Origin of the sequence: Acidovorax sp. FG27 (assembly GCF_040365715.1) — a bacterium.
GTDB lineage: Bacteria > Pseudomonadota > Gammaproteobacteria > Burkholderiales > Burkholderiaceae_C > Paracidovorax.
On record NZ_BAABVY010000013.1, the window covers coordinates 116,862 to 142,266 of the forward strand.

Consider the following 25,405-nt stretch of genomic DNA (forward strand, 5'->3'; position numbering starts at 1 on the left):
GCACGACGAATACGCGCGGCCTGGGCTGGCAGCCCGGCCCTTCGAAGGGGCCGCCATCCTGCGTCCAGCCCTGGCCGGGCGAGGTTTGCGAACAGATCCGCTGACCGTCCACCTTGCTGCGCCACCAGTGCCAGGGCGCAGGCGCCGAACCCGCGGGCTGTGCCATCGCCAGCAGTGCGCATGCGGCCATCCCTGCGAGCAAGCGGGCCCAAGCTGCCACGGCCTGCGGCCGTGAAAAGGGCCGATGCGCGGGGTGGGACATGGGCGCGGGAGCGTCTTCAGCCGACCTTGTGCCGTGTCTGCAGCAGCGCCAGCCCCAGGCCGATGAAAGTGCCGCCCACCAGGCGGTTGAAGAGCCTGGCGCGGGACGCGACGTAATCCTTGACCAGCGCCATCAGCGCCACATAAAAGGCGTGCGACACCAGCGCCAGCACCGCGAAGGTGGTGGTCAGCACCAGGTACTGGGTGAAGAGCGGCGCGTCGGGCACGATGAACTGCGGGAACAGCGCCGAGAAGAACAGGATCGCCTTCGGGTTGGTCAGCGACACGCCCAGCCCCTGGGCGACCAGCTGCCAGTTCTTGCGTTCGCGCCGCTGGGCGGGGGGCTGGCCCGCCTGACTGCCGATCAACGGCTCCGGGCTGCGCCAGCGCTTGATGCCCAGCCACACCAGATAGCCCGCGCCGGCAATCTTGAGCGCCAGGAAGGCGTGGGCCGACACGCTCAGCACGGCGCCCATGCCGGCCATGGCCAGGCCCGAGACGGTGAAGATGCCGAGCGCGCTGCCCAGCGAGCTGAAGGCGGTGCGGCGCGGCCCCACGTCCACCGAGTTGGACACGGCCAGCAGCACGGCGGGCCCCGGCGTGAAGCACATCAGCAGGGAGACGCCGCAAAACAGCAGCCAGTGGGCGAAGGTCATGATCGAGCAACTTTCACGAAAGGGGCGGCGCATGGCCAGGCAGCCATGGTAGCGAAAGCGGGCCGGTTCAGTGCGGGCCGGCGGGCCAGGGCGCGGTGACGATCCAGCCCTCCAGCGGATCCAGCCCGGGCGGCAGCCCGTAGAGCGCGTCGCCTTCGGCATGCCGCTGCGCGGCCCAGGCGGCCTGGATGAGGCAGAGCACTGCGTCCAGGCTGTCGCCGCTGGCGTCGCCGGCCAGGGTGTCGCGCTGCGCATGCGTGAGCTTGAGCCGCAGCCCGAGGCGGGTGCGGCCCAGCTCCAGCGCTTCGACCAGGTCGCGGCGGGCGATCAGGCGTTCGGGGGTCTGGCGCTGCCGGTCGTCGCTTTTGTAGCTGCGCCGGCCCAGCACCTCGCGCGCCAGCAGGCCGGGGTAGGCCTCCAGCGCGACGCGGGCCGGGTCGCCGGCCTGCAGCCCCGGCAGGTGGACACCCGCGTCCAGCAGCAGGGGCAGGCCCGCATGCAGCATGTAGGCGACCGGCGGGTTGACCCATTTCATCGACGGGCTGGAGCCGGCCGGCCCGTCCGTCGCCCGGTGGGCGAACTTGCCGCCCACCGGGCGGGCCTGGCAGAACGCCGCGAAGGTGTCGCGGATCTGCGGGCGGGTCAGGGTGCGGTAGTGCTCCATGCTGGCCCGCCAGGCCATCGGCCAGCCCAGCGCGGCCAGCAGCGGGCGCGGCAGGCCGAAGGGCAGGTCGAACCCGCCGACCCAGGCACGCGGCTCGGCCAGCCAGGCGCCGAACGCGGCCAGCGTGGTGAACCGCTCCAGCCCGGACAGCACGACACGGCCGCCGCGGACATGGCCCAGCGCCAGCACGATGGGCTTGGCGCGGCTCGGGCTGCTGGAGAAGTCGCAGCCGATCAGCAGCGCGCCAGCCGGTGTCACGGGGCCCTCCACCACCGGTCAGCCCAGCGCCAGCGCGGTCACGCCGGCCGCGATCAGCACCGCCCCGGCGATCCGCGCCAGCCGGTCGCCCTCGCCCAGCAGGTGCCCGCCGATCAGCGCGGCGAACAGCATCGACACCTCGCGCGCCGGCGCCACGTGGGAGAGCGGTGCCTCCTTCATCGCGTAGAGCACCAGCACGTAGGCCACCGGGCTGACGGCGGCCACCAGCAGGGCGAAGCGCCATTGCAACCGCCACAGCCGCAGCGCGGTGGCGCGGTCGCGCAGCACGGTGGGCGCCAGCACGCCCACCCGCACGAAGTTGCCCATGTAGTCGACGAGGATGGGCGACATCAGCAGCATCTTGACGGCGTAGCCGTCCACCACCGTGTAGCTGGCGATGAAGACGCCCGTCAGCACGCCGTAGAAGATGCCGGCATGCACGCGCTGGCGGGCCGCGGGGTCGTGCGCGGCGCGCAGTAGCGCCGGCCCGCCGGCGATGAGGAACACCCCGCCGACCACGCCCACGATGCCGAAAGCGCCCAGCGCCGAGATGCGCTCGCCCAGCAGCGTGATGGCGACCAACGACGACAGCAGCGGCCCCGAGCCCCGCGCGAGCGGGTAGACCACCGTCAGGTCGGCCTTGCGGTAGCCGCGCAGCAGGATGACGTAGTAGCCCACGTGCAGCAGGCCGCTGGCCACGACGAAGCCCCATTCCACGCGCCCCCAGCCGGGCACCACGTCCCGCCCCATCCACCAGCCCAGCGGCGCCCAGATGAACATCATCAGCGCCGAGGTGAAGAAGGCGAAGCGTGCGTCGCCGCCGGCCTTCTTGGCCGCGATGTTCCAGCAGGCATGGATCAGCCCGGCCAGGATGATGAGTGCGAACGCCTGCAGGGACATTGGATGGGGAGCGCTCCCCGGCCGCGCGGGGCCGGGCCGAGGCCGCGCAAGGCGGCCCGCTTCAGTGGCGGCTCAGTGCCGCCCGATGATGGACGCCGTGGCCATCAGTTCCTCGAGCAGCGCATACGACACCTTGCCCGACACCGAATACGGATCGAGCTCGGGCTTCTCGGAGTACTTCAGCAGGATGGAATGGTTGATGCGCGAGAGGTTGACCTGCCCCATGGTCCAGCCGCCGAACCGCCGCTCGTCGATCTCCTCGAAGTGCAGCAGCTCGACGTCCTTGTGGCGCGGGTCGCGCTGGATGTGCGCATAGAGGGCGCTCACGGCCGAGCGTCCGCCCTCGATGGCCTGCAGGAACACGCCGCCGCCATAGCAGAGCACACCGGTGATGCCGCTGGGCGCATTGTGCGAGCGCGACTGCGCGAGGATGGCCTCGATGGCGGCGGGCGAGGTGTCGACCGCGCGGCTGGCGTAGAGCAGGCGAACCAGCATGGGTCAGTTCCTTCCGGGGATGAGGGAGAGGAATTCGCGGCGCAGCGCCGGGTCCTTCAGGAAGACGCCGCGCATGACGGAATTGAGCATCTTGCTGTCCATCTCGCGCACGCCGCGCCAGGACATGCAGAAGTGGCTGGCCTCCATCACGATGGCCAGGCCATCGGGCTGGGTCTTTTCCATGATCAGGTCGGCCAGCTGCACCACGGCTTCTTCCTGGATCTGCGGGCGGCCCATGACCCAGTCCACCAGCCGCGCGTACTTCGACAGGCCGATGACGTTGGTGTGTTCGTTGGGCAGCACGCCGATCCAGATCTTGCCGATCACGGGGCAGAGGTGGTGGCTGCAGGCGCTGCGCACGGTGATGGGGCCGACGATCATCAGCTCGTTCAGGTGCTCGGCGTTGGGGAACTCGGTGATGGCCGGCTGCGGCACGTAGCGGCCCTTGAAGACCTCGTTCAGGTACATCTTGGCCACGCGCCGGGCGGTGTTGTGCGTGTTGTGGTCGGTGGCGGTGTCGATGACCATGCTGTCGAGCACGCCCTGCATCTTGGCCTCGACCTCGTCGAGCAGCAGCTCCAGCTCGCCCGGCTCGATGAACGCGGCGATGTTGTCGTTGGCGTTGAACCGCTTGCGGGCCGCCACCAGCCGTTCGCGGATCTTGACGGACACCGGCGTGCCCTCGGCGGACGGCGCGGCGTTATCGGCGGCGATGAGTTCTTTCAGCATGGCGGCGATGGTACCAGCGAAGCGGCCGCACGGGATGACAAGGGTTTTTGGCGTCCAGCGCCGATGCATCAAGCGCCTGCAGCTATCAATACGATAGCAAACGGCCCGTATCAGTAGCGGTGGCCCGTCACCCAGAGCGCGGCCCGCATCAGCGCGAACGCCACGCGGTCCAGCAGCCGCTGGCGCAGCGGGCGGCCGGCGTAGCAGGCCGGGCCCAGCTGCTCGCCCGCATGCGCCATGGCGTGCACCAGCCGGCCGCGCAGGTCTTGCGCGAAGGCGGCGTCTTCCACCACCACGTTGGCCTCGCGCGCCAGCAGCATGGAGAGCGGATCGAGGTTGGACGAACCCACCGTGGCCCACGGGTGCTCGCCCTCGGCGTCGACCACCGCCACCTTGGCATGCAGGAAGCTGGGCGAATACTCATGGATCTCCACGCCGGCCTCCAGCAGCACGCCGTAGACCGGCCGCGCCGCGTGGTACTGCATGAAGTATTCGTAGCGCCCCTGCAGCAGCAGCCGCACCCGCACCCCCCGGCGCGCGGCCAGCACCAGGGCGCGGCGCAGCTTGGCGCCCGGCATGAAGTAGGCGTTGGCGATGATGATCTCGTGCCGGGCCGTGCCGATGGCGCGCAGGTAGGCCTGCTCGATGCGCGAGCGGTGGCGCACGTTGTCGCGCAGCACCAGCATGGCGCGCATGCCCTGGGGTTGGCGCGCCTCGTGCGCGGCCGCCACGCGGGCGGCGCTGGCGGCCCGCAGGTCGGCCAGCGCGTCGCCCAGCCGGTGCCGCCGGGCGTCGCGCACGGCCCGCATGCGCCACCAGAGCTGCTCCATGGTGTCGCTGGCCTCGGCCACCAGGCTGCCCACCACGCGCACCGCGAAGTCGAAGCGGGGCGCCTGCAGCGCGCCGTGGTTGGGGTCGTGGAAATCGTCCAGCACGTTGATGCCGCCGCAATACAGCACGCAGCCGTCGATGACGCAGAGCTTGCGGTGCAGCCGCCGCCAGCGCTTGGGCCAGAGCAGGCCGAAGCGCCCGGGCGCCGAATACACCTGCCACTGCACGCCCGCCTCGGCCAGCCGTTCCGGCCAGGGCGAGGGCAGCCCGCCCATGCAGCCCACCCCATCCACCGCCACGTGCACCCGCACGCCGCGCTGGGCCGCCCGGATGAAGGCCTCGGCGACGCGGGAGCCGGCGCCGGTGCAGTCGAAGATGTAGGTCTCGAACTGGATGTCGGAGAGCGCGGCGTCCATGTCGCGGATCAACGCGTCGAAGAATTCGCCCGCGCCCTGCAGCAGGTCGATGCGGTGGTCGCTGCACACCGGCGCGGCCTGGCGGCGGCGCAGGAAGGTGCGGGCGCGGCGCGGCACGTCGCCCGCCGCGTTCACGGCCGGCCCCCCGCCGCGCCCGGCACGCCGGACCGGACGGCCCGCGCAGCCCGCCGGCCCCGCCCCTGCAGGCACCACGCCAGGGCGCGCTGCCGCACCCCGCGGTACGAAGGTGGGGCGCAGGTGCACAGCGACGGGGCAGAAAGCAGCATGGCGGCGATTGTGTCGCAGCCGCGACCCGGGGCCGGCAATACACCTTTTGTGGAACAGACGTATCCACCTGTATCCGCAAGGCCCGGCTTTCCCTACACTGTGGCATCCAACTTGCGGCAGTCCCGCGTCTGCCGCCCGCCATGAACCTCACCTACTCTGCCACGCCAGGCCCCGAGACCCGGGCGCTGGTCATCGACGGCAACGCCACGTCGCGCAGCATCCTCGTGTCGCAGCTGCGCGAGTACGGCGTGACCCGGGTGATGCAGTGCAGCCGGGTGCAGGACGCGCGGTCGCGGCTAGAACACACGGTGTTCGACTACGTGCTGTGCGAGCAGTATTTCGCCGAGGGCCAGTCGGGCCAGACACTGCTGGACGACCTCCGCCGCGCGCAGCTGCTGCCCTTTTCCACCGTGTTCTTCATGGTCACGGCCGAGGCGTCCTACGCCGCCGTCGCCGAGGCGGCCGAGTCGGCGCTGGACGGCTACCTGCTCAAGCCCTTCACTCCCAGCACGATGTTCGAGCGCCTCTCGAGCGCCCGCCTGCGCAAGGTGCACCTGCAGCCCATCTTCGAGGCCATCGGGCGTGAAGACTTCGAGGGCGCGGCCGCGCTGTGCGTGGAGCGGTTCGAGCAGCGCCGGCCCTACTGGCTGTACGCCGCCCGCATCGGCTCGGAGCTGCTGCTGCGGCTGGGCCGCCACGACGCCGCCCGCACGCTGTTCGAGGCGGTGATCGAGACCCGCGCCCTGCCCTGGGCGCGGCTGGGCGTGGCCCGCGCACAGCTGGAGTCGGGCCAGGCGCCCCGCTCCATCACCACGCTGCAGGGGCTGCTGGGCGACGACGCCTCGTTCGCCGACGCCTATGACGTGCTGGGGCGCGCCCAGGTCGAGACCGGCCAGTTCGACGAGGCGCTCGCCACCTACCGCCTGGCCAGCAGCATCACGCCCGACTCCATCGCCCGGCTGCAGAAGCTGGGCATGATGGCCCACTACATGGGCGACCGCGAGACCGCCGCCAAGGCCCTGGCGCGCGCGGCCATCCTGGGCATCGACTCCAAGCTCTTCGACTACCAGTCGCTGGTGCTGCTGGCGTTCCAGTATTTCGCCAGCAACGACCGCAAGGGCGTGGAGCGGTGCATGGCCGACTTCCTGCGCATCATCGACCGGCATCCGGACAGCCGCCGCATCCTGCGCTTCCAGGCCGTGGTGCGGGCGCTGCAGCAGATCCAGCAGCGCCAGGTGGTGCAGGCCGTGGCCAGCGTGCGGCTGCTGGGCCAGGACGTGCTGGACAGCGAATTCGATTTCGAGGCCGCCTGCAACATGGCGGCCCTGCTGTCGGTGCTGGCCGCCACCTCGATCGCCCTGCCGGAAGGGCCGGGCTGGGTGCTGGCCATCGGCCTGCGCTTCACCAACACCCGGGGCCTGACCGAACTGCTGGCCAATGCCTGCCAGATGCACCCCGAGCACGCCCAGACCCTGCGCGACTGCCTCTCGCAGGTCAACAAGACGGCCGAGACGGCGGTGGCGCAGAGCCTGGGCGGCGACCATGCCGGCGCCGTCCAGCTGCTGCTCGCGCGCGTGCAGGCCACGCTCAACACCAAGCTGCTGGACATCGCCCAGCAGATGCTGACCCGGCACGCCGCCCGCATCGCCGACGCGGACGACTACCAGGCCCGCATCGACCAGCTGCGGCTGTCGTGCGGCGCCGCCGCCCCCCGCGCCGTGCTGGGCGAAGGCAGCCAGCGCAAGGCCGGCGAGCTGGTGCTGCGCACCCGCACGGCGCCCGACGCATCGGCCCGCCGGACGGCGCCGGCCCACCAGGCGCCCGGGCCGAGCGCACCCGCCCCCGCGCCAGCGCCGGCCGAGGCGGCCGACCCGCTCGGGGCGCTGGCGGCGTTGCAGCTGCGGCCGGCCGCTTGAAGCCGGGCGGCCGCTGCGCATCGCCGGCGGGGCCGAACCCAAAATTAGCTATATATTCGATAGCATAAGGCCCAGGCACATCAAGCGCCAGAGCCCGAAAGCACGTGGAATTTAATCGCTACAGCGGACCGGCGGCCTCACCGCCGGCCCGCGGGCTGAAACGCGGCAGCAGCAGGCAGGCCTCGGCATTCGAGGGCGAGAAGCAGGCGTCGGCGGCTTCGCGCCACGGCAGCCAGCGCCAGCGCAGGTGTTCGCGCGGGTTGAGCCGCACGGGCGTGCCGGCCGGCACGCGCAGGCCGAAGAGCCGCTCGCGGTTGCGCACCACGCCCGGCGCATAGCGGTGGCGCCACTGGGGCCAGATGTCGTAGACGTTCTCCAGCGCCCAGTCGGTCAGCAGGCAGCCGGGCGCCCGGGTGTCGATGCCGGTTTCCTCCATCACCTCGCGGCGGGCCGTCGCCTCGAAGGGTTCCTCGGGCCAGTCCTTGCTGCCGGTGACCGACTGCCAGTGGTCGTCGTCGCCCGCCCGGCGGATCAGCAGCACCTCCCAGGCGGGCGTGTGGATCACCACCAGCACGGATTCGGGAATCTTGAAAGGCGCCGCGCCGCCGGTCATCGCCTGGCCGCGCCGCTCAGCCACCCGCCGCCGGCTGGCGGCCACGCGTGGGCACCTGCGGCGGCAGCTCCTTCGCCTGCAGGGTGCGCACCTGGGCGACGAGCTGGTTGTGGGCGTCCAGGAAGGCGGCGGCGATCACCTTGCCCTCGTTGGTGTTGCTCCAGCCCGCGCCCGCCGCGCCGCCGAGCCTGCCGAACACCAGCCCGCCCACGCCCAGGTCGGTGGAACGCGCCGAGCCGGTCGCGGCCGCCACCTGCTCGGTGGTCTCGTTGTCGGACAGCAGCAGCGCGGTCTGCGCTTCCTTGAATTTCACCTGTTCCACCAGCCCCGCCAGGCCGGCGATGTCGCGCAGCACCGGAATCATGGCGATCACGCCGGCCAGCCCCCGGCCCGCGTCCTGCTCGCTGAAGGTGAGGCTGGGCGTGAGCGTGAACTGCGCCTCGTAGCCGCGGCCTTTCTTCACCGTCGAGTCGGACCGCAGCACGCCGGCTTCCTTCAGGTCCTGCTCCTGCACCGTGCCGCGCAGGCCGGCGGCCCGGTCCACCACCCGAAAGCACCCGCTCTGCTGCGCCAGCAGCTTGACCAGCGGCACGGGCGACGGCGGCAGCTGGTATTGCGAGGACATGACGTAGCCGTTCGGGTTCTCGGCCAGCGCCAGCGTGGCCACCGGCGCATCGCAACGCACCAGCTCGCGCGAGGCGTTCTGCGCGCCCTGGGGCCCGGCCGAGCCGGTGACGACCGAGCCGCCCTGGCCCAGTTCGGTCTTCTTTTCGCCGCAGCCGGCCAGCAGGGCCGCAGCGGCCAGCACCGCCAGCGCCAGCGGCGCCGCAGGGAGTCGAGGAGGAATCGTCCGCATTCGGGTCACCTTGCGATGGCGGGGAACAGCATGGAAAAGGGGCATGAAAAAAGCGGCAGGAACATGGCGCTCCTGCCGCTCTCGTGTCCGCCCGCCCGGCACATCGGCGCGGGCGGCAGCGTCAGGCGGCCTTCACGGCGTCGGGGTTGCGCAGGCGGATGTGCAGCTCGCGCAGCTGCTTTTCGTCCACCGGGCTCGGTGCCTGGGTCAGCAGACACTGGGCGCGCTGGGTCTTGGGGAAGGCGATCACGTCGCGGATGGACTCGGCGCCGGTCATCAGCGTGACGATGCGGTCCAGGCCGAACGCCAGGCCGCCGTGCGGAGGCGCCCCGTACTGCAGCGCGTCCAGCAGGAAGCCGAACTTCTGCTGGGCTTCCTCGGGCGTGATCTTCAAGGCGTCGAACACCTTCTGCTGCACGTCGGCGCGGTGGATACGAACGGAGCCGCCGCCCATTTCCCAGCCGTTCAGCACCATGTCGTAGCCCTTGGAGATGCACTTTTCGGGCGCGGTGACCATGTAGTCCTCGTGGCCGTCCTTGGGAGCGGTGAAGGGGTGGTGCACGGCGACCCAGCGGTCGTTTTCCTCGTCGTGCTCGAACATCGGGAAGTCCACCACCCAGAGCGGCGCCCAGCGGTCTTCGAAGAGGCCGTTCTTCTTGCCGAATTCGCTGTGGCCGATCTTGATGCGCAACGCGCCGATGGCGTCGTTGACGATCTTTTCCTTGTCGGCGCCGAAGAACAGCAGGTCGCCGTCCTGCGCGCCGGTGCGCTTGAGGATCTCGGCGATGGCCGCGTCGTGGATGTTCTTCACGATGGGCGATTGCAGGCCATCACGGCCCTTGGCCAGTTCGTTGACCTTGATGTAGGCCAGGCCCTTGGCGCCGTAGATCTTCACGAACTCGGTGTAGCCGTCGATCTCGCCGCGCGAGAGGCCGCCGGCGTCACGCGCGCCGCCGGGCACGCGCAGGGCCACCACGCGGCCGCCCTTCATGTTGGCGGCGCCGGAGAAGACCTTGAAGTCCACGTCCTTCATCACCTCGGTCAGCTCGGTGAATTCGAGCTTCACGCGCAGGTCGGGCTTGTCGGAGCCGTAGCGGTAGGCCGCGTCCTGGTACGTCATGACCGGGAACTCGCCCAGGTCCACGCCCAGCGTGTTCTGGAACACCGTCTTGATCATGCCCTGGAACATGTCGCGGATGTCCTGCTCTTCCATGAACGACGTTTCGATATCGATCTGGGTGAATTCAGGCTGGCGGTCGGCGCGCAGGTCTTCGTCGCGGAAGCACTTGGTGATCTGGTAGTAGCGGTCGAAGCCGGCCACCATCAGCAGCTGCTTGAAGAGCTGGGGCGACTGCGGCAGCGCGAAGAACTGGCCGTCGTGCACGCGGCTGGGCACCAGGTAGTCGCGCGCGCCTTCGGGCGTGCTCTTGGTGAGCATGGGGGTTTCGATGTCGACGAAGCCGTTGGCGTCAAGGAACTTGCGCACCTCCATCGACACGCGGTAGCGCAGCATCAGGTTGTTCTGCATGTACGGACGGCGCAGGTCCAGCACGCGGTGCGTGAGGCGCGTGGTCTCCGACAGGTTCTCCTCGTCGATCTGGAAGGGCGGCGTGACCGAGGGGTTGAGCACGTTCAGCTCGTGGCACAGCACCTCGATCTTGCCGCTCTTGAGGTTGTCGTTGGTCGTGCCCTCGGGGCGGGCGCGCACCAGGCCCTTGATCTGCACGCAGAACTCGTTGCGCACGCCTTCGGCGGTCTTGAACATGTCGGCACGGTCGGGGTCGCACACCACCTGCACCGAGCCTTCGCGGTCGCGCAGGTCGATGAAGATCACGCCGCCGTGGTCGCGCCGGCGGTTCACCCAGCCCGCGAGGGTGACGGTTTGGCCCAGGAGGGCGTCGGTGACGAGACCGCAGTAGTGGGAACGCATGGCCATGGGATTTCAGTCTTCCTGCGCCGGGATCGGCGCGACAAGGGTTTTTCCAGGCGCCCCCGGTCGGGACGCACGGCAACAAAAGGGCTTACTTGGCTTCGGGCACGACCGGGTCCGGTGGCGCCACCACACCCATCGAGACGATGTACTTCAAGGCGGAGTCCACGCTCATGTCCAGCTCGATGCAGTCGCTCTTGCGCAGGATCACGAAGTAGCCGCCCGTGGGATTGGGCGTGGTGGGCACGTAGACGCTGACGAATTCGTCGCGAAGATAGCCGGCCACCTCGCCGCTGGGCGTGCCGGTGACGAAGGCCACCGTCCACACGCCCTCGCGCGGCCACTGCACCAGCACGGCGGTGCGAAAGGCGTTGCCGCTTTCCGAGAACAGCGTGTCCGACACCTGCTTGACGCTGGAATAGATCGAGCGCACCACCGGGATGCGGCTGACCAGCGAATCGCCCCACTCCACCAGCTTGCGGCCGGCGAAGTTGCTGGCCAGCGCCCCCACCACCAGCAGGATGGCGAGCGTGAGCAGCACGCCGAAGCCGGGAATGTGGAAGCCCAGCAGCCGGTCCGGCTGCCAGGAGATCGGCAGGATCTGCAGGGTCTGGTCGAGCGTGCTGACGATCCAGTTCAGTACCCAGGCCGTGATGACTCCGGGCACGATGACCAGCAGGCCGGTCAACAACCATTTGCGCAAAGCAGACATTCGGGCAGACGCAGTGTGTGGGGGGATGGGCGGGGCGAAAACGCGTCAGGCCGCAGCGGGGCTGGCGGCAGGAGCGGCGGATGCGGCGGGTGCAGGTGCGGCAGCCGGCGTGGCCGGGGCGGCATCGCCCGTGGCGGCAGCCGGGGCCGCGGGACTGGGCGCGCTGCCGCTGTTCTTGAAGTCGGTGGCGTACCAGCCCGATCCCTTGAGCTGGAAGCCCGCGGCCGTCAGCTGTTTGGAGAACGCCTCGGCGCCGCAGGCAGGGCACACGGTGAGGGGCTGGTCGGACATTTTTTGCAGCACGTCCTTGGCATGACCACAGGAGCCGCATTTATAGGCATAGATTGGCATCGGATGCTCGGCGCGGGGCGAAGAATGCAAAACCGGCGATTATAGGTGGCGCCGTCGCCGCGCCGCCCTGCGCTCCGGGCGGGCCCAGAAGGTTGACGTTCTCAGCCCGTGCCCTCAGGCAGCAGCCGATGCGGCGTGCGCGTGTCGGTCAGCCACTGCGGCAGCAGCGAGCCGGCCACCATGCCCAGGCCCGCGGCCAGCACGCCGGCCAGCTGCGCCGGGAACACCGCGCCCCACGCCATGGTCAGCCCGGCGACCCAGACGCCGATGCCCATCACCACCGCGCAGACCGCGCCCTGGGTGCTGGCGCGCTTCCAGTAGAGCCCCGCCACCAGCGGCACGAAGGCGCCGACCAGCGGCACCTGGTAGGCGCCGGACACCAGCTCGTAGATCGGCGTGCCCTGCATGCGGATGGAGTACGCCAGCACTGCGATGCTGAACACCAGCACGCTGATGCGCATGGTCAGCAGGTTCTCGCGGTCGCTGCCGGCGGGGCGGAACTGGCGCCAGATGTTTTCGGTGAAGGTGACGCTGGGCGCCAGCAGGGTGGCCGACGCGCACGACTTGATGGCCGAGAGCAGCGCGCCGAAGAACAGCACCTGCATGATGAACGGCATCTTCTCCATCACCAGGGTGGGCAGCACCTTCTGCGGGTCTTCGGCCAGCAGCTCCTGGGCGCGCTCGGGCATGATGATCAGCGCGCTCACCACCATGAACATGGGCACGAAGGCGAACAGGATGTAGGCGCTGCCGCCGATCACCGTGCCCCGCGTCGCGGCCTTGACCGAATTGGCAGACATCACCCGCTGGAACACGTCCTGCTGCGGGATCGAACCCAGCATGATGGTGATGGCCGCCGCGAAGAAGAACACGATGTCGTGGAGGGTCGGCTCGGGCAGGAACTTGAAGAGATCGCGGCTCACCGCCAGATCGATCACCTTGCCGGCGCCGCCCGCCATGTCGCCCGCGAAGAAGGCCAGCACCAGCAGGCCCACCACGAGGATGATCATCTGCAGGAAGTCGGTCACCGCCACCGACCACATGCCGCCGAAGAGCGTATAGGCCAGGATGGACACCACCCCGATGGTCATGCCCACGGGAATGCTCAGCGCCCCGCCCGACAGCAGGTTGAACACCAGGCCCAGCGCGGTCACCTGCGCCGACACCCAGCCCAGGTAGCTCAGCATGATGATGAGCGAGCAGGCCACCTCGATCACGCGGCCGTACCGTTCGCGGTAGTAGTCGCTGATGGTCAGCAGCGTCATGCGGTAGAGCTTGCCGGCGAAGAAAAGACCCACCAGGATCAGGCACATGCCGGCGCCGAACGGGTCTTCGACCACGTTGCGCAGCCCGCCTTCGATGAACTTCGCCGGCACCCCCAGCACGATCTCCGAGCCGAACCAGGTGGCGAAGGTCGTGGTGATGATCATGAACATCGGCAGATTCCGCCCGGCGATGGCGAAATCCGTCGTGTTGTTGACCCGCCGGGCGGCGACCAGGCCGATGGCGATGGTGATCAACAGATAGGCAATGACCAGGGTCAACAGCACGGCATGCTCCTCGATGTCGCGAAGTGGTGGGTGGCGTCGAAGGACGGGAGGGAACGGGTGAGGCGGGTGCGCGGAGCCGTCAGAAGATGCGCACGCGAACCAGCAACTGCATGGCCAGCAGCCCCAATGCAAAACCCAGGCCACCGTAGACCAGCCCCTGCAGCAGGCGGTTGGTCTGCTTCTGGCTCTCCAGCAGCTCCTTGAGCTCGCGCTGGGTCTCGTGCGGGCGGTGGCGCAGATAGGCGTGCAGCAGGCGGGGCAGCTCGGGCAGCATCTTGGCGAAGTGCGGCGCCTCCGCCTTCAGCTCGTGCCACAGGCGCTGCGGGCCCATCTGCTCGAGCATCCACTTCTCCAGGAACGGCTTGGCCGTGCTCCAGAGGTCGAGCTCCGGGTCGAGCTGCCGGCCCAGCCCCTCGATGTTGAGCAGCGTCTTTTGCAGCAGCACCAGCTGCGGCTGGATCTCGACATGGAAGCGGCGCGAGGTCTGGAAGAGCCGCATCAGCACCATGCCCAGCGAGATTTCCTTGAGCGGGCGGTCGAAGTACGGCTCGCACACGGCGCGGATGGCACCTTCCAGGTCGTTGACCCGGGTGGTGGCCGGCACCCAGCCGCTTTCGATGTGGAGTTCGGCCACGCGCTTGTAGTCGCGGCGGAAGAAGGCCGTGAAGTTCTGCGCCAGGTATTCCTTGTCGAACTCGGTCAGCGTGCCGACGATGCCGAAGTCCAGCGAGATGTATCGGCCGAACGTCTCGGGCTCCAGGCTGACCTGGATGTTGCCGGGGTGCATGTCGGCATGGAAGAACCCGTCGCGGAACACCTGGGTGAAGAAGATGGTCACGCCGTCGCGCGCGAGCTTCGGGATGTCCACCCCGGCGGCGCGCAGGCGCTCGATCTGGTTGATGGGCACGCCCTTCATGCGTTGCATGACCAGCACGTCGGAGTGGCAGAAGTCCCAGAAGATCTCCGGGATCTCGACCAGCTCCAGCCCCTGCATGTTGCGGCGCAACTGGGCGGCGTTGGAGGCCTCGCGCACCAGGTCCAGCTCGTCGTGCAGGTAGTTGTCGAACTCGGCCACCACCTGGCGGGGCTTGAGCCGCTTGCCGTCGGCCGACAGGCTCTCCACCCAGCCGGCCATCATGCGCATCAGCGCCAGGTCGTTCTCGATGATGGGCAGCATGCCCGGGCGCAGCACCTTCACCGCCACCTCGCGCTCCTGCCCCTGGCGGTCGCGGATCACGGCGAAGTGCACCTGCGCGATCGACGCGCTGGCGATGGGCACCGGGTCGAACGCCACGAACACCTCGTCCACCCGGCGCCGGAAGGCCCTCTCGATGGTCGAGATGGCGATCTTCGAATCGAAGGGCGGCACGCGGTCCTGCAGCAGGGCCAGCTCGTCGGCGATGTCGGGCGGCAGCAGGTCGCGGCGGGTGGACAGCACCTGTCCGAACTTCACGAAGATCGGCCCCAGGCTTTCCAGCGCCTCGCGCAGCCGCTGGCCGCGCGGCGCGCGCAGGTCGCGCCCCATCGAGATCGTGCGCGCCAGCAGGCGCAGCCAGGGCTTCTGGAAGCTGGTGAGCACCAGCTCGTCCAGGCCGTAGCGCAGCGCCACCCAGACGATGGTGAAGCCGCGGAAATACCGGCTCATGGCGCGGTGCTGTCGCTGCCGGCGGATGCAGCCGTGCCGGTGCCGGTGCCCGCCGCCATGCGGGAGCCCACGAAGTTGCGCAGCGCCTGCGCCACGCGGCGCGCCACCGATCCCACGGCGTGTGCGGGAGCGTCGCCGATCACCCGCGCCAGGTCTTCCTCGACGTCCCAGCGCACGTGGTCCACCAGCCAGTTGATCTCGGCCGCCAGCTGCACGTCGCCTTCGATGCGGATGGTGGGCTTGTCACCGCGCAGCGCGGTCTGGGCCAGCGACAGGGGGGAAGTTTCGGTAATCTCGAGCCGCAGATCGGGCGTGGCCCCGGCGGGGGCCAGGTCGAGCAAGCCGGCCGGCGTGATCAGCAGCGCCACCGAATAGGCGCGCCATTGCACGTGGGCCACCCTTCCACGCTGGCGGGCCAGCCGCTCCATCGCCTGGGGTTCCTGCATCAGCACGTGGTTCAGAAACAGCACGCCCCGGTGCTGCACTTCGTGAACCAGCCATTGCGGCGGCTGCGGACCACTGGCGAGGCGTTCGAAAAGACCGTCCAGGAACGAAAAAGGGGACTGTGTTGCCATAGTCCCCGATTATTCCCTGAACTGGCCGCGGCGCATGCGGGCTTTGACCCCACTGCCCCACGGCCATCGCAGCGCGCCGTCAGACGGTCACTGCAGCGCCTGCACGCCCGCCACCAGCCAGCCGCTGGAGCCGCTCTTGGGCTTGGTCATGTTCCAGACTTCGCGGAACGGGCTCGGGCCGGCCGAGGCTTCCTCGCGGATCATGCCGGAGAACTCGACGCTGGCCATGTAGCCGTCGCCCAAGTCTTCGATGCCCAGCAGCTGCGCCTCGAGCATGACGACCTCGGTGTGATTGGGCTGGTTGGCGTCGCGGTGCGATTCGCGCTCGCGCAGCTGGGTGCGGATCTCCTCCAGCATGCTGTCGGTCATCATCGAGCGCAGCGTGCCGATGTCGGAGCTGTCCCAGGCGGCCTGCAGCGTGGTGAAGTTGCGCTTGGCCGCGGCCAGGAAGCCCTGCGTGTCGAAGCCTTCCGGCACGCCCCAGTTCTGCGAACCCGCCAGGGCCGAGCCGATCACCACGCCGGAGGCACCGGCGGCGCCGGTTGCGGCCGCCTGGCGCGACGAATCGAAGGCCATCGTGCCGCGCTCCCAGGGGCGGGCGGACGCATCGTTGCCGACGTTGGACGGGCTGTACTGGCGCGGCACCTGCGCGTCGGCGGGCGACGCGGAGCCGCCACCGGCCGCCGCGCCCTGGAAGGCGAACGGCGAGCGGGCCTGCGGCGCGCTGGCCGACTTGCGCGAGCGCATGACCAGGCCGATCACGACCGCCACTGCCGCCACCATCAGGGCGATCAGCAGGAACTGGCCGAAGGCCTCGCCCATGCCCAGCGAGTGGGCCAGCCAGGCCAGGCCCAGGCCGGCCGCCAGGCCGCCCAGCATGGCGCCCCAGGGCTTCTTGGGCGCGGCGGCAGGCGCGGCGGCCGCCGGCGTCGCGGGCTTGGCCGCGGCGGCGTTGTTGGTGACGTTCTGCGCGGGCGCGCCCGGCGTGGCGGGCGGCGTCGCGGACTCGCGCTGCGTGACGTTGCTGGACTGCTTGCCCAGCGACTTGCCGCCGCCCATGCGCTTGGCGTCCGCATCGCCATGCGCGACGACGAGCATCGCGGCCAGAACCACGGACCAGAGTTTCATCATGTCATCTCCTGTTGATCTTTATCGCACCCGCGCGCGCGGGTCAGCACTTGATTCCAACATGCAGGGCCACCATTCCGCCAGTCATGTTGTGATAGTCCACATGTCCAAAGCCATTTTGTTGCATGAGGGATTTGAGTTCCTCCTGCCCCGGATGCATGCGGATCGACTCGGCCAGGTAGCGATAGCTGGCGTCGTCGCCGGCCACCAGCTTGCCCAAGCGCGGCAGCACCTTGAAGGAGTACCAGTCGTAGGCCTTCTCGAGCGGCTTGGCGACCTTGGAGAACTCGAGCACCAGCAGCCGGCCGCCGGGCTTGAGCACGCGGCACATCTCGGCGATGGCCACGTCCTTGTGGGTCATGTTGCGCAGGCCGAAGGCCACGCTGACCACGTCGAAATGCGCGTCGGGAAACGGCAGGCGCTCCGCGTCGCAGACCAGCGTGGGCAGCACCAGGCCCTCGTCGATCAGGCGGTCGCGGCCGACGCGCAGCATGGACTCGTTGATGTCGGTGTGCACCACCCGGCCCGTGGCGCCGACCTTGCGGGCGAAGGCGCGGGCCAGATCGCCCGTGCCGCCCGCGATGTCCAGCACCTGGCTGCCTTCGCGCAGGTTGGCGACCATCACCGTGGAGGCCTTCCAGGCGCGATGCAGGCCCGCCGACATCAGGTCGTTCATGACGTCGTACTTGGAGGCGACGGAATCGAAGACGCCGCGCACGTGGCGCGCCTTGTCCTGCTCGTCGACCGATTGGAAACCGAAATGCGTGGTGCTCATGCCCCGATGTTAGGCGCCGGCCCGGGGGGCGTACAGCGACAACCCCCTGGGGGCCTGGGGCATCTGTCGCTTGCAGGTTGAAACGGCGCCTTCAGTGCCCGCAGCCGTGGCCGTGCGAATGGCCGGCGGCAGGCTTGGGCGCCATGGGCGCGTCGCGGTCCACGCCGGCCGCCGCGAGCCGCGCCGTGTAGTCGGCCCAGAGCGCCGACTCTTCGCGGCCGAGCTGGTAGAGATAGTCCCAGGAAAAGATGCCGCTGTCGTGCCCGTCGGAGAACGTGGGCTTGACCGCGTAGTTGCCCACCGGCTCCAGCGACACCAGCGTCACGTCGCGCTTGCCGGTCTGCAGCACCTCTTGCCCGGGGCCGTGGCCCTGCACTTCCGCCGAGGGCGAATAGACGCGCATCAGCTCGAACGGGATGCGGAACGCCGCACCGTCGGAGAACGCCACTTCCAGCACGCGCGAGGCGCCGTGCACCGTGATCGATTGCGGCGTGGGAGCGCCTGCGGTCAAACCTGCCATGGAGATTGCACCTGTCCTTGATGTGGAAGTGGCTCGGGAAAAGGGAACGGGAAAGGGAGCCGCCCGCATTGTCCCACCGCAGCTCGCACATCGGCCGTGTGGGGACACGCCCGGCCGGCGTGGCGGCATAGGCCGGCATTGACCCCTCCGGCCATCGCGGTTACCTTTGTTTGCAAAGCAATTCAAAGCACTCGTTCATGCAAGCGACCTCCCCTTCCGCGGTGCAGGCCAACCTCGCGCACAAGGCGTTCTGGATCATGTCGCGGCGCGTCACCGTGATGGCGGCCGGGGTGGACCTGGCGTTTTTGCCGCTGTTCCTGGTGCTGGGCTCGCCCCTGCTGGCCTGGCTCAACGTGCTGAGCATGGCGCTCTACGCCGCCGCGTACTGGCTGCTGCTGCGCCGCGCCAACAGCGCCGCCCTGCTGCTGATCTGGATGGAGGTGACGTGCCATGCCGCGCTCGGCACCTGGCTCATTGGCTGGGACAGCGGCTTTCACTACTACCTGCTGATGTTCATTCCCGCCATCACCGTCAGCGACCGCCAGTTGACGCGGCCGGCCCTGCTCCTGCTGGTGCTGTTCGGGTTCTACCTCGGGCTGCATGCGCTGTCGCAGCATGCAGGCGCCCAGGCGCCGCTCACCGGCCACGGCCTGGCCGTGGTGCACGGCTTCAACGTGGCCGTAGTGTTCTGCATGGCGGCGTACACGGCCCGCTTCTACTACGCCACGGTGCGGCGGGCAGAGGGGCAGCTGCAGGCCCAGGCGGCCACCGATCCGTTGACGGGCCTGTCCAATCGCCGCAGCCTGATCGCGCACGCCGAGCAGGTCCTGGCCCGGGCGCGCGCCGCAGGCCGGCCCACGGCGCTGGTCATCGCGGACATCGACCACTTCAAGCAGATCAACGACCGCCACGGCCACGATGCGGGCGACCAGGTGCTGGCGAGCACGGCCGGCCTGCTGCGCAGCGCCAGCCGGCCGCAGGACCTGGTGGCGCGTTGGGGCGGAGAGGAATTCTTGGTGCTGCTGCCGGACACGTCCGCGCAGGCCGCGCAATCGGTGGCCGAGCGCCTTCGCGCCGCGATGGCAGCCCACGCCACGCCCCACGCGGGCGCGCCGCTGCGCGCGACGCTCTCCCTGGGCGTGTGCGAGGTGCGGGGCGACGAGTCGCTGTCCAGCGCCATCGCGCGGGCCGACGGAGCGCTCTACCGCAGCAAGCAGTGCGGGCGCGACCGCGTGACGGTCGCCGGCAGCGGCGCCGGCTGAAGGGCCGCCGCCCCACACGTGCCGACGATCTCGCGGGGGAGACCGTCGACGCGTGACCTACACCAGGCGATCGAGCTGGCTGCGCAGGGCTTGCTCCACCTGCGGCAACCGCGCGGCCACCTGCGCCAGCCGCGCCGGGTCGCCCGGGCGTTGGGGCGCCGCCCAGACGGGCGAGGGGAAGTGGCTGTCCCACGCGAAGCGCGCGATCACGTGCCAGTGCAGGTGCGGCACCATGTTGCCCAGCGCCGCCAGGTTGATCTTGTCCGGCTGCAGCGCAGTGCGCAGCACCTGCTCCACCGCGGTCACGGCTTCCATGCAGAGCAGCCGCTCGGGCGCGGACAGGTCGGAGAACTCCGCCACGTGCGCGTTCCAGACCACGCGGTAGAAGGCGGGAAAGCCCGCTTCCTCGGCGCGAATGACGCGCAGCTCTTTGCCGCGCCAGACCAGCGTGCCGCCGTCGCCCCCGCACAGCGGACAGGCCGAGGCCATCAGACCAGCACCCGCTCGATGCCGCCCGCGTTGGCGCGCTGCACGTATTCGGGCATCCAGTTCTCGCCGAGGATCTCGCGCGCCATCTCGACGACGATGTAGTCGGCTTCGAGCAGGCCGTTTTGCAGGTCGTCCTGGTAGCGGTTCAGTCCCTGCAGGCAGCTGGGGCAGCTGGTGAGGATCTTCACGTTCTCCTGCGGGGCGACGGCGCCGCTGGCGCGCAGCTTCGCTTCGCCCTTCCTGATCTCTTCTTCCTTGCGGAAGCGCACCTGCGTGGAGATGTCGGGCCGGGTGACGCCCAGCGTGCCCGATTCGCCGCAGCAGCGCTCGCTCTTGACCACCTGGTCGCCCACCAGCGCCTTGACGGTCTTCATCGAGTCCTGCTGCTTCATCGGGCTGTGGCAGGGCTCGTGATAGAGATAGGCGCCCTTGCCTTGCAGCTGGATGCCTTTTTCGAGCAGGTATTCGTGGATGTCGATGATGCGGCAGCCCGGGAAGATCTTGTCGAACTGGTAGCCCTGCAGCTGGTCGTAGCAGGTGCCGCAGCTGACCACCACCGTCTTGATGTCCAGGTAGTTCAGCGTGTTGGCCACGCGGTGGAACAGCACCCGGTTGTCGGTGATCATTTTCTCGGCCTTGTCGAACTGGCCGCTGCCGCGCTGGGGGTAGCCGCAGCACAGGTAGCCCGGCGGCAGCACGGTCTGCACGCCCGCATGCCAGAGCATGGCCTGCGTCGCCAGACCGACCTGCGAGAACAGGCGTTCGGAGCCGCAGCCGGGAAAGTAGAACACCGCCTCCGTCTCGGCCGTGGTGGCGGCCGGGTTGCGGATGATGGGCACGTAGTCCTTGTCCTCGATGTCCAGCAGCGCGCGCGCCGTCTTCTTGGGCAGGCCGCCGGGCAGCTTCTTGTTGATGAAGTGGATGACCTGTTCCTTGACCGGCGCCGTGCCCACCGTGGCGGGCGGATGCGCGGTCTGCTTGCGGCCGAAGCCGCGCAGCAGATCGACGGCCATGCGCTGGGCCTTGAAGCCCACGTCCACCATGGCCGTGCGCATCAGCTTGATGGTGTCCGGGTTGGTGGCGTTGAGCATGCCCATGGCCAGCGCGTTGCCCGGGCGGAAGGTCTTCTTGCCCATCTTGCGCAGCAGGTTGCGCATGTTCATGGTCACGTCGCCGAAGTCGATCTTGACCGGGCACGGCGTGTAGCACTTGTGGCAGACGGTGCAGTGGTCGGCCACGTCCTCGAATTCCTGCCAGTGCTTGATCGACACACCCCGGCGCGTCTGCTCTTCGTAGAGGAAGGCTTCGACCAGCAGCGAGGTCGCCAGGATCTTGTTGCGCGGGCTGTAGAGCAGGCTGGCGCGCGGCACGTGGGTGGCGCACACCGGCTTGCACTTGCCGCAGCGCAGGCAGTCCTTGACCGAATCGGCGATGGCGCCGATGTCGCTCTGCTGCATGATCAGCGACTCGTGCCCCATCAGCCCGAAGCTGGGCGTGTAGGCATTGGTCAGGTCCGAATACATCAGCGATTCACGGGCCGAAACGGCCGCTGGCGCCCGTCCCTCCTGCGCAGGATGCTCCTGATTTCGTAGCAATTTGCCCTTGTTGAAGCGGCCCTGCGGGTCCACCCGGCGCTTGTAGTCGGCAAAGGGCCGCAGTTCGTCGTCGGTCAGGAATTCGAGCTTGGTGATGCCGATGCCGTGCTCGCCCGAGATCACGCCGTTCAGGCTGCGCGCCAGCACCATGATGCGCGCCACCGCCTCGTGCGCGGTCTGCAGCATGTCGTAGTCGTCGCTGTTGACCGGCAGGTTGGTGTGCACGTTGCCGTCGCCCGCGTGCATGTGCAGCGCCACCCACACGCGGCCCTTGAGCACGCGCTGGTGGATGGCCTGCGCCTCGTCCATGATGGGTTGGAAAGCGGCACCGGCGAAGATCTTGGCCAGCGGCTCGCGCAGCTGCGTCTTCCAGCTGGCGCGCAGTGTGTGGTCCTGCAGCTGCGGGAACAGCGTTTCCACGTCGCGCAGCCAGCCGGCCCAGAGCGCCCGCACCTCGCCGATCAACGCCACGGCCTGGGCCACGCGGTCTTCCAGCAATTCGGCGGAGGGGATCTCGTGCGCATCGTCCTGGCGGCCCAGCGGCAGGTTGCCGCGCAGGAAGAAGTCTTCCAGCGCGTCGCACAGCTTGAGCTTGTTGCGCAGCGACAGCTCGATGTTGATGCGCTCAATGCCGTCGGTGTATTCGGCCATGCGCGGCAGCGGGATCACCACGTCTTCATTGATCTTGAAGGCGTTGGTGTGGCGGCTGATGGCGGCCGTGCGCTTGCGGTCGAGCCAGAACTTCTTGCGCGCCTCGGGGCTGATGGCGATGAAGCCCTCGCCCGCGCGTGAATTGGCAATGCGCACCACTTCGCTGGTCACGCGCGCCACCGCGTCGGCGTCGTCGCCCGCGATGTCGCCGAACAGCACCATCTTGGGCAGGCCGCCGCCGTGCTTCTTGCTCTTGGTGGCGTAGCCCACGGCTTTCAGGTAGCGGTCGTCCAGGTGCTCCAGGCCCGCGAGCAGCACGCCCGAGCGCTTCTGCTCGGCGAACATGAAGTCCTTGATCTCGACGATCGAGGGCACGGCGTCCTTGGCGTTGCCGAAGAACTCCAGGCACACGGTGCGGGTGTGCGCCGGCATGCGGTGCACCACCCAGCGGGCGCTGGTGATGAGGCCGTCGCAGCCTTCCTTCTGAATGCCCGGCAGGCCCGAAAGGAACTTGTCGGTCACGTCCTTGCCCAGGCCTTCCTTGCGGAAGGTGCGGCCGGGAATCGCCAGTTGCTCGGTGCGGATCGGCGTCCTGCCGTCGGCCTCGAAGTACTGCAGCTCGAAGGTGGCCGTCTCCACGTCGTGGATCTTGCCCATGTTGTGGTCCAGGCGCGTGACTTCCAGCCACTGCGCCTCGGGCGTCACCATGCGCCAGCTGACCAGGTTGTCCAGCGCCGTGCCCCAGAGCACGGCCTTTTTGCCGCCCGCGTTCATGGCGATGTTGCCGCCGATGCAGGACGCCTCGGCGCTGGTCGGATCGACCGCGAAGACGAAGCCCGCGCGCTCGGCCGCGTCGGCCACGCGCTGGGTTACCACCCCGGCTTCCGTCCAGATGGTGCCCACCTCGTGGCCCATGCCCGGCAGGCGCAGCATCTCCACCTCGGTCATGGCTTCGAGCTTTTCGGTGTTGATGACCACGCTGCGCCAGGTCAGCGGAATGGCGCCGCCGGTGTAGCCGGTGCCGCCGCCGCGCGGGATGATGGTCAGTTCCAGCTCGATGCAGGCCTTGACCAGCGCGGCCATCTCGGCCTCGGTGTCGGGCGTGAGCACCACGAACGGGTATTCGACGCGCCAGTCGGTGGCGTCGGTCACGTGCGACACGCGCGAGAGGCCGTCGAACTTGATGTTGTCCTTGGCCGTGTGGCGGCCCAGGCGCTTCTGCACCTGGCGGCGCAGTTGCGCCGCTTCCACGAAAGTGGCGTCGAACTCGGCGATGGCGCGGCGGGCGGCATCGACCAGCTGGCCGACCAGGCGGTCGCGCTCTTCGTCCTCGCCCGGGGTGCGGCGCTTGCCGATCTCGGCCAGGCGGTGCTGCAGGGCATCCACCAGCGCCTTGCGGCGGCCTTCGTTGTCCAGCAGGTCGTCCTGCAGGTAGGGGTTGCGCTGCACGACCCAGATGTCGCCCAGCACCTCGTACAGCATGCGGGCGGAGCGGCCCGTGCGGCGCTCGCGGCGCAACTGGTCCAGCACGTCCCAGGAGGCGGCGCCCAGCAGGCGGATGACGATTTCCCGGTCGGAAAACGAGGTGTAGTTGTAGGGAATCTCGCGCAGACGGGCGGGCTCGGCGGCCTGCGTCTGCAAGGCAGCCAACGCTATCGGAACATTCATGGGGTCAACCTGGGTAGGGCGCAGGGCGCGCCCGTCGTGCCTCGGGGGACGGGATTTTAATCGCTGCCCGCCCGGGCCGCCCGCCGCCGGCCAGGCACCGGGCACGCCGAGCAGCGGCCCGCGCCGGCTTTTCGCATCGAATCAGGCGCCAGCGTCCACCAGACAAGGGCCTATAGCTATCAAATAAATAGCATCAGAACAGCACGCGGCTGCGGATGGTGCCAGGTACCTGGGCCAGCTTGTCCTGCGCCAGGTCGGACGAGACGGCGTCCACGTCGATCACCACGTAGCCCACCTTCTCGTTGGTCTGCAGGTACTGCGCGGCGATGTTGATGTGGTTGTCGGCGAACACCTGGTTGATGGCCGACAGCACGCCCGGCACGTTGCGGTGGATGTGCAGCAGGCGGTGCTTGCCGGGGTGGGCGGGCAGCGCCACCTCGGGGAAGTTCACCGACGTGATGGACGTGCCGTTGTCGCTGTACTTGACCAGCTTCTCGGCCACCTCCAGGCCGATGTTGGCCTGTGCCTCCATCGTGGAGCCGCCGATGTGCGGCGTCAGGATGACGTTGTCCATGCCGCGCAGCGGGCTGACAAACTCGTCCTTGTTCGAGCGTGGCTCGACCGGGAACACGTCGATGGCGGCGCCCAGCAGCTTCTTGGCGCGCAGGGCCTCGGCCAGCGGATCGATGTCCACCACCGTGCCGCGCGAGGCATTGAGCAGGATGGCGCCGGGCTTCATCGCGGCGATCTCGGCGGCGCCGATCATCCACTGCGTGGAGGGCAGCTCCGGCACGTGCAGGCTGACGATGTCGCTCTGCGCCAGCAGCGCCTGCAGCGACGGCGCCTGCCGGGCGTTGCCCAGCGGCAGCTTGTTGATCACGTCGTGGAAGACGACGTGCATGCCCAGCCCTTCGGCCAGCACGGACAGCTGCGTGCCGATGGAGCCGTAGCCCACGATGCCCAGCGTCTTGCCGCGGATCTCGTAGGCGCCTTCGGCGCTCTTGAGCCAGCCGCCGCGGTGCGCCACGGCGTTCTTCTCGGGCACGCCGCGCAGCAGCAGGATGGCCTCGGCCAGCACCAGCTCGGCCACCGAGCGGGTGTTGGAATACGGCGCGTTGAAGACGGCGATGCCGCGCTCGCGAGCGGCGTCCAGGTCGATCTGGTTGGTGCCGATGCAGAACGCCCCCACGGCCACCAGCTTGTGCGCGTGGGCGAAGACGTCGGCCGTCAGCTGCGTGCGCGAGCGGATGCCGAGGAAATGCACGTCGGCGATGCGGCGCTTGAGCTCCTCGCCTTCCAGCGCGCCCGACACCAGCTCGACCTGGGTGTACCCGGCACCGCGCAGCACCTCCACCGCGGAGGGGTGGATGCCTTCCAGCAACAGGAACTTGATCTTGCTTTTGTCGAGAGACGTCTTGGCCATGGCGATGAAGCTTTCAAAAAGGAGGTGAAACGCGCCCGGTGATCGCAGTATCGAAACAGCTCGTGGGCTCGGGCCTGGAATCTGTCGACGGGCTCATCGACCCGCTTGTGAGCGAGCCCGGGCTTCGACGATCCCAAGCCCGGCCCATGAAGCCGGAACCGGGCGGCAAGGGCTGGCACGGACTGGAAGGGGCTGGCGATGCTGGCAGTGCCCGCAAAGGCTGGCAAGTGCCGACAAGGCTGGGCTCG

Annotated in this window: 22 protein-coding genes; 2 read left to right on the forward strand and 20 right to left on the reverse strand. The window is 69.1% G+C overall.

Features of this window, described 5'->3' with window-relative positions; genetic code table 11:
* Window positions 1-278: 278 nt before the first annotated feature.
* The 6 genes from ABWV53_RS18495 to clsB form a co-directional block, all read right to left on the reverse strand.
* Entirely contained in the window at window positions 279-917 is a 639-nt protein-coding gene (locus ABWV53_RS18495) for a LysE family translocator (RefSeq protein WP_353367607.1), read from the reverse strand.
* A gap of 67 nt (window positions 918-984) precedes the next feature.
* On the reverse strand, window positions 985-1,839 hold the full coding sequence (locus ABWV53_RS18500) for a DUF429 domain-containing protein (RefSeq protein WP_353367608.1): 855 nt from the start codon (window positions 1,837-1,839) through the stop codon (window positions 985-987).
* An 18-nt stretch (window positions 1,840-1,857) separates the two neighbouring features.
* A complete protein-coding gene (locus ABWV53_RS18505) occupies window positions 1,858-2,739 on the reverse strand; it encodes an EamA family transporter (RefSeq protein ID WP_353367609.1) in 882 nt (293 codons plus the stop codon).
* A 72-nt stretch (window positions 2,740-2,811) separates the two neighbouring features.
* Window positions 2,812-3,234: a BLUF domain-containing protein gene (locus tag ABWV53_RS18510; RefSeq protein ID WP_353367610.1), complete on the reverse strand. Its 423-nt coding sequence runs from the start codon at window positions 3,232-3,234 to the stop codon at window positions 2,812-2,814.
* 3 nt (window positions 3,235-3,237) lie between these two features.
* Window positions 3,238-3,963, reverse strand: a complete 726-nt coding sequence (folE, locus tag ABWV53_RS18515) for a GTP cyclohydrolase I (RefSeq protein WP_353367611.1) — start codon at window positions 3,961-3,963, stop codon at window positions 3,238-3,240.
* Between the two features lie 110 nt (window positions 3,964-4,073).
* Window positions 4,074-5,327 (reverse strand): cardiolipin synthase ClsB, encoded by a 1,254-nt coding sequence (clsB, locus tag ABWV53_RS18520; protein ID WP_502903935.1) that lies wholly within the window; start codon window positions 5,325-5,327, stop codon window positions 4,074-4,076.
* Window positions 5,328-5,638: 311 nt separating this feature from the next.
* Here clsB and ABWV53_RS18525 point away from each other — a divergent pair, with 311 nt between their 5' ends.
* Complete coding sequence (locus tag ABWV53_RS18525; RefSeq protein WP_353367612.1) at window positions 5,639-7,414, forward strand: response regulator; 1,776 nt, start codon at window positions 5,639-5,641, stop codon at window positions 7,412-7,414.
* Window positions 7,415-7,532: 118 nt separating this feature from the next.
* Here ABWV53_RS18525 and nudB read toward each other — a convergent pair whose 3' ends face one another.
* The 11 genes from nudB to ABWV53_RS18580 all read right to left on the reverse strand — a co-directional run bounded on the left by nudB (window position 7,533) and on the right by ABWV53_RS18580 (window position 18,069).
* Window positions 7,533-8,027, reverse strand: a complete 495-nt coding sequence (gene nudB / locus ABWV53_RS18530) for a dihydroneopterin triphosphate diphosphatase (RefSeq protein WP_353367656.1) — start codon at window positions 8,025-8,027, stop codon at window positions 7,533-7,535.
* 16 nt (window positions 8,028-8,043) lie between these two features.
* Window positions 8,044-8,883, reverse strand: coding sequence for a CsgG/HfaB family protein (locus ABWV53_RS18535; RefSeq protein ID WP_353367613.1), 840 nt, complete (start codon window positions 8,881-8,883; stop codon window positions 8,044-8,046).
* Window positions 8,884-9,004: 121 nt separating this feature from the next.
* Window positions 9,005-10,819, reverse strand: coding sequence for an aspartate--tRNA ligase (gene aspS, locus ABWV53_RS18540; protein WP_353367614.1), 1,815 nt, complete (start codon window positions 10,817-10,819; stop codon window positions 9,005-9,007).
* An 85-nt stretch (window positions 10,820-10,904) separates the two neighbouring features.
* Window positions 10,905-11,525: a DUF502 domain-containing protein gene (locus ABWV53_RS18545; RefSeq protein WP_353367615.1), complete on the reverse strand. Its 621-nt coding sequence runs from the start codon at window positions 11,523-11,525 to the stop codon at window positions 10,905-10,907.
* Between the two features lie 45 nt (window positions 11,526-11,570).
* Complete coding sequence (locus tag ABWV53_RS18550) at window positions 11,571-11,876, reverse strand: FmdB family zinc ribbon protein (RefSeq protein WP_353367616.1); 306 nt, start codon at window positions 11,874-11,876, stop codon at window positions 11,571-11,573.
* Between the two features lie 101 nt (window positions 11,877-11,977).
* The gene (locus tag ABWV53_RS18555; protein WP_353367617.1) at window positions 11,978-13,426 is read right to left on the reverse strand and encodes a high affinity choline transporter 1; all 1,449 of its coding nucleotides are present in this window, start codon (window positions 13,424-13,426) and stop codon (window positions 11,978-11,980) included.
* Between the two features lie 79 nt (window positions 13,427-13,505).
* On the reverse strand, window positions 13,506-15,071 hold the full coding sequence (gene ubiB, locus ABWV53_RS18560; protein WP_353367618.1) for a ubiquinone biosynthesis regulatory protein kinase UbiB: 1,566 nt from the start codon (window positions 15,069-15,071) through the stop codon (window positions 13,506-13,508).
* Window positions 15,068-15,646 (reverse strand): ubiquinone biosynthesis accessory factor UbiJ, encoded by a 579-nt coding sequence (locus ABWV53_RS18565; protein WP_353367619.1) that lies wholly within the window; start codon window positions 15,644-15,646, stop codon window positions 15,068-15,070. Before ABWV53_RS18565 ends, ubiB begins: the two co-directional genes overlap by 4 nt.
* Window positions 15,647-15,733: 87 nt before the next feature.
* Window positions 15,734-16,777, reverse strand: coding sequence for a Tim44 domain-containing protein (locus ABWV53_RS18570; protein WP_353367620.1), 1,044 nt, complete (start codon window positions 16,775-16,777; stop codon window positions 15,734-15,736).
* 40 nt (window positions 16,778-16,817) lie between these two features.
* Window positions 16,818-17,549: a bifunctional demethylmenaquinone methyltransferase/2-methoxy-6-polyprenyl-1,4-benzoquinol methylase UbiE gene (gene ubiE, locus ABWV53_RS18575; protein WP_353367621.1), complete on the reverse strand. Its 732-nt coding sequence runs from the start codon at window positions 17,547-17,549 to the stop codon at window positions 16,818-16,820.
* Window positions 17,550-17,640: 91 nt separating this feature from the next.
* Complete coding sequence (locus tag ABWV53_RS18580; RefSeq protein ID WP_353367622.1) at window positions 17,641-18,069, reverse strand: gamma-butyrobetaine hydroxylase family protein; 429 nt, start codon at window positions 18,067-18,069, stop codon at window positions 17,641-17,643.
* Between the two features lie 197 nt (window positions 18,070-18,266).
* Between ABWV53_RS18580 and ABWV53_RS18585 the strand changes: the two genes are divergently transcribed.
* A complete protein-coding gene (locus ABWV53_RS18585; RefSeq protein ID WP_353367623.1) occupies window positions 18,267-19,331 on the forward strand; it encodes a GGDEF domain-containing protein in 1,065 nt (354 codons plus the stop codon).
* Window positions 19,332-19,388: 57 nt separating this feature from the next.
* Here the strand turns inward: ABWV53_RS18585 and ABWV53_RS18590 are convergent, their stop codons facing one another.
* The 3 genes from ABWV53_RS18590 to serA form a co-directional block, all read right to left on the reverse strand.
* Window positions 19,389-19,820 (reverse strand): HIT family protein, encoded by a 432-nt coding sequence (locus tag ABWV53_RS18590; RefSeq protein ID WP_353367624.1) that lies wholly within the window; start codon window positions 19,818-19,820, stop codon window positions 19,389-19,391.
* On the reverse strand, window positions 19,820-23,734 hold the full coding sequence (locus ABWV53_RS18595) for a DUF3683 domain-containing protein (protein WP_353367625.1): 3,915 nt from the start codon (window positions 23,732-23,734) through the stop codon (window positions 19,820-19,822). The genes ABWV53_RS18590 and ABWV53_RS18595 overlap by 1 nt, the downstream gene beginning before the upstream one ends.
* Before the next feature lie 193 nt (window positions 23,735-23,927).
* Entirely contained in the window at window positions 23,928-25,157 is a 1,230-nt protein-coding gene (gene serA / locus ABWV53_RS18600; RefSeq protein WP_353367626.1) for a phosphoglycerate dehydrogenase, read from the reverse strand.
* Between the last annotated feature and the right edge of the window lie 248 nt (window positions 25,158-25,405).

Excerpts from the sequence above, each read along its gene's own strand:
- ABWV53_RS18595 (WP_353367625.1), bottom strand. The coding sequence starts at position 23,734 with ATGAATGTTCCGATAGCGTTGGCTGCCTTGCAGACGCAGGCCGCCGAG.
- ABWV53_RS18505 (WP_353367609.1), bottom strand. The coding sequence starts at position 2,739 with ATGTCCCTGCAGGCGTTCGCACTCATCATCCTGGCCGGGCTGATCCAT.
- ABWV53_RS18550 (WP_353367616.1), bottom strand. The coding sequence starts at position 11,876 with ATGCCAATCTATGCCTATAAATGCGGCTCCTGTGGTCATGCCAAGGAC.
- ABWV53_RS18585 (WP_353367623.1), top strand. The coding sequence starts at position 18,267 with ATGCAAGCGACCTCCCCTTCCGCGGTGCAGGCCAACCTCGCGCACAAG.
- nudB (WP_353367656.1), bottom strand. The coding sequence starts at position 8,027 with ATGACCGGCGGCGCGGCGCCTTTCAAGATTCCCGAATCCGTGCTGGTG.
- folE (WP_353367611.1), bottom strand. The coding sequence starts at position 3,963 with ATGCTGAAAGAACTCATCGCCGCCGATAACGCCGCGCCGTCCGCCGAG.
- ubiE (WP_353367621.1), bottom strand. The coding sequence starts at position 17,549 with ATGAGCACCACGCATTTCGGTTTCCAATCGGTCGACGAGCAGGACAAG.
- serA (WP_353367626.1), bottom strand. The coding sequence starts at position 25,157 with ATGGCCAAGACGTCTCTCGACAAAAGCAAGATCAAGTTCCTGTTGCTG.
- ABWV53_RS18545 (WP_353367615.1), bottom strand. The coding sequence starts at position 11,525 with ATGTCTGCTTTGCGCAAATGGTTGTTGACCGGCCTGCTGGTCATCGTG.
- ubiB (WP_353367618.1), bottom strand. The coding sequence starts at position 15,071 with ATGAGCCGGTATTTCCGCGGCTTCACCATCGTCTGGGTGGCGCTGCGC.
- ABWV53_RS18535 (WP_353367613.1), bottom strand. The coding sequence starts at position 8,883 with ATGCGGACGATTCCTCCTCGACTCCCTGCGGCGCCGCTGGCGCTGGCG.
- aspS (WP_353367614.1), bottom strand. The coding sequence starts at position 10,819 with ATGGCCATGCGTTCCCACTACTGCGGTCTCGTCACCGACGCCCTCCTG.
- ABWV53_RS18570 (WP_353367620.1), bottom strand. The coding sequence starts at position 16,777 with ATGATGAAACTCTGGTCCGTGGTTCTGGCCGCGATGCTCGTCGTCGCG.
- ABWV53_RS18525 (WP_353367612.1), top strand. The coding sequence starts at position 5,639 with ATGAACCTCACCTACTCTGCCACGCCAGGCCCCGAGACCCGGGCGCTG.
- ABWV53_RS18580 (WP_353367622.1), bottom strand. The coding sequence starts at position 18,069 with ATGGCAGGTTTGACCGCAGGCGCTCCCACGCCGCAATCGATCACGGTG.
- ABWV53_RS18565 (WP_353367619.1), bottom strand. The coding sequence starts at position 15,646 with ATGGCAACACAGTCCCCTTTTTCGTTCCTGGACGGTCTTTTCGAACGC.
- ABWV53_RS18495 (WP_353367607.1), bottom strand. The coding sequence starts at position 917 with ATGACCTTCGCCCACTGGCTGCTGTTTTGCGGCGTCTCCCTGCTGATG.
- ABWV53_RS18590 (WP_353367624.1), bottom strand. The coding sequence starts at position 19,820 with ATGGCCTCGGCCTGTCCGCTGTGCGGGGGCGACGGCGGCACGCTGGTC.
- ABWV53_RS18510 (WP_353367610.1), bottom strand. The coding sequence starts at position 3,234 with ATGCTGGTTCGCCTGCTCTACGCCAGCCGCGCGGTCGACACCTCGCCC.